The organism is Halomonas sp. KM-1 (assembly GCF_000246875.1).
In the GTDB taxonomy this organism is placed as follows: domain Bacteria; phylum Pseudomonadota; class Gammaproteobacteria; order Pseudomonadales; family Halomonadaceae; genus Halomonas; species Halomonas aerodenitrificans.
This window is the reverse complement of sequence record NZ_BAEU01000162.1, coordinates 1-2,059: the sequence shown is the minus strand read 5'-3', so window position 1 is coordinate 2,059 and position 2,059 is coordinate 1. Positions and strand designations below refer to the sequence as shown.

The 2,059-nt window shown below is 65.7% G+C and carries 2 protein-coding genes and 1 pseudogene; 2 read left to right on the top strand and 1 reads right to left on the bottom strand.

Annotated features, from left to right (window positions below):
- Positions 1-434: pseudogene (locus B8115_RS22095) on the top strand (PHP domain-containing protein); the annotation flags it as partial.
- 36 nt (positions 435-470) lie between these two features.
- Positions 471-1,094 carry an L-threonylcarbamoyladenylate synthase gene (locus tag B8115_RS22090; protein ID WP_010630046.1) on the top strand — a complete coding sequence of 208 codons (624 nt, stop codon included), beginning with the start codon at positions 471-473 and terminating at the stop codon, positions 1,092-1,094.
- Positions 1,095-1,113: 19 nt separating this feature from the next.
- On the opposite strand, the gene B8115_RS22085 is transcribed toward B8115_RS22090, so the two are convergent.
- Entirely contained in the window at positions 1,114-1,980 is an 867-nt protein-coding gene (locus B8115_RS22085; protein WP_026038314.1) for an ion transporter, read from the bottom strand.
- Between the last annotated feature and the right edge of the window lie 79 nt (positions 1,981-2,059).

The window sequence follows — 2,059 nt, the reverse complement described above, 5'->3', positions numbered from 1 at the left end:
TGGCCACGGCCTTTCGCAAGCACCTGGGCAGCGGCAAGGCGGGTGACGTCAAGGCACACTGGCCGGCGCTGGATGAGGTGGTGGGCTGGGTGGTGGCCGCGGGTGGCGTGGCGGTGCTGGCGCATCCGTTGCGCTACGGGCTGACCCGGCGCAAGCGCGGCCAGCTGCTCGACGACTTTGCCGCGGCGGGCGGGCAGGCGGCGGAGCTGATCAGCGGCTTCCAGAATGCCGACGTTACCCGCGATCTGGCACGCCAGTTGGCCGAGCGGGAGCTCTACGCCTCGCTGGGCAGCGATTTCCATTTCCCCGGCGGGCACCTGGCGCCGGGCAGCATGAGCCCGGTGCCGCGCACCGCCGTGCCGCCGGTATGGACGCATCCGCGGCTGGTCGGCTTCATTGCGAACTGCGACGAGCCGACCGCCAGCGCGCTATAGTGGGCAGCAAGAACCGACCACAGCAGGGAATCTACCATGAGCCAGTTCTTCCAGATTCACCCCGAGAACCCGCAGAAGCGCCTGATCGATCAGGCGGTAGAAATCGTTCGCCAGGGCGGGGTGGTCGCCTATCCCACCGACTCCGGTTACGCCCTGGGCTGTCACCTGGGCGACAAGAAAGCGGTCGAGAGGATCAAGCGGCTGCGCTCGCTGGACGACAAGCACAACTTCACCCTGGTGTGCTCCGACCTCTCCGACATCGGCACCTACGCCAAGGTCGACAACAGCGTGTTCCGCCTGCTCAAGGCCAACACCCCGGGGGCCTACACCTTCATCCTCAATGCCACCTCCGAGGTGCCGCGTTTGTTGCTCCACCCCAAGCGGCGCTCCATCGGCGTGCGCGTACCCGATCACCGTATCACCCATGCGCTGCTGGAAGCCCTGGGCGAGCCGCTGATGAGCGTGACGCTGATCCCGGTGGGCGAGGAGCTGCCGATGACCGACCCGGAGGAGATCCGCGATCGCTACATGAACCAGCTCGACCTGATCATCGACGGCGGCGCCTGTCATCTCGAGCCCACCAGCGTGATCGACCTGCGCGAGCTGCCGCCCACCATCCTGCGCGAAGGCCGCGGCGACCTGGCGCCGTTTGAAGGTTGAGCCTCGGCGGTTCGAACCATCATTTCTCAGATGCCCGGTTGGGATCGGCCGTCTCCTCGTCCAGCCAGGTGCCGCACTTGAGGCAGTAGCGTGCGCGTTTCTCGTGGCGGTCGTGGCCGCAGCCGGGGCAGGCCTGGTCGGAGTAGCGGTCGGCGCGGATCGAGCGGATCACCTCGGCGGAGAACACCCCCGTGGGTACGGCGATGATCGAGTAGCCGATCAGCATCACCAGGGTGGAGATCGCCTGACCGAGCGGCGTTACCGGCACGATGTCGCCATAGCCCACCGTGGTCAGGGTGACGATGGCCCAGTAGATCGACATGGGAATGCTGGTGAAGCCGGCCTCGTCGGGTTCGATCATGTAGACTAGCGCGGCGAACAGGGTGACCAGCAGAAACACCGTGAACAGGAACAGGAAGATCTGGTGCACGCTGTTCTTCAGCGCCTCCACCAGCAGGCGCCCCTCGCCGACGAACTGCATCAGGCGCAGCACGCGGAAGATGCGCAGCACGCGCAGCAGGCGCACGATCACCAGGGTCTGGGTACCGGGAATCAGCAGCATCAGCCAGGTCGGCAGGATGGCCACCACATCGATGATGCCGTAGAAGCTGCGCAGATAGCGCAGCGGCTTGTCGAGGATGTAGATGCGCACCAGCAACTCGATGGTGAAGATGAGGGTGAAGCCCCACTCCAGCCAATAGAAGAGCCCGCCATATACCGCCCCGAAGCGCTCGACGCTGTCCAGCATCACCACCAGCACGCTGGCCAGGATCATCACGATCAGGGCGATATCGAAGCCCTTGCCCAACGGCGTATCCGATTCGAAGATGATCTGAAACAGGCGCGTTCGCACGCCCTCCGCGGCCGGCCGGAACGGTTCGCTCATGCGCTCTCCCCTGTTCTGTTTGCCGATCCAGTCGTCGCGGCCCCGTGTGCGGGTGTCAGGCCGCCAGCCGGTGTGCCAG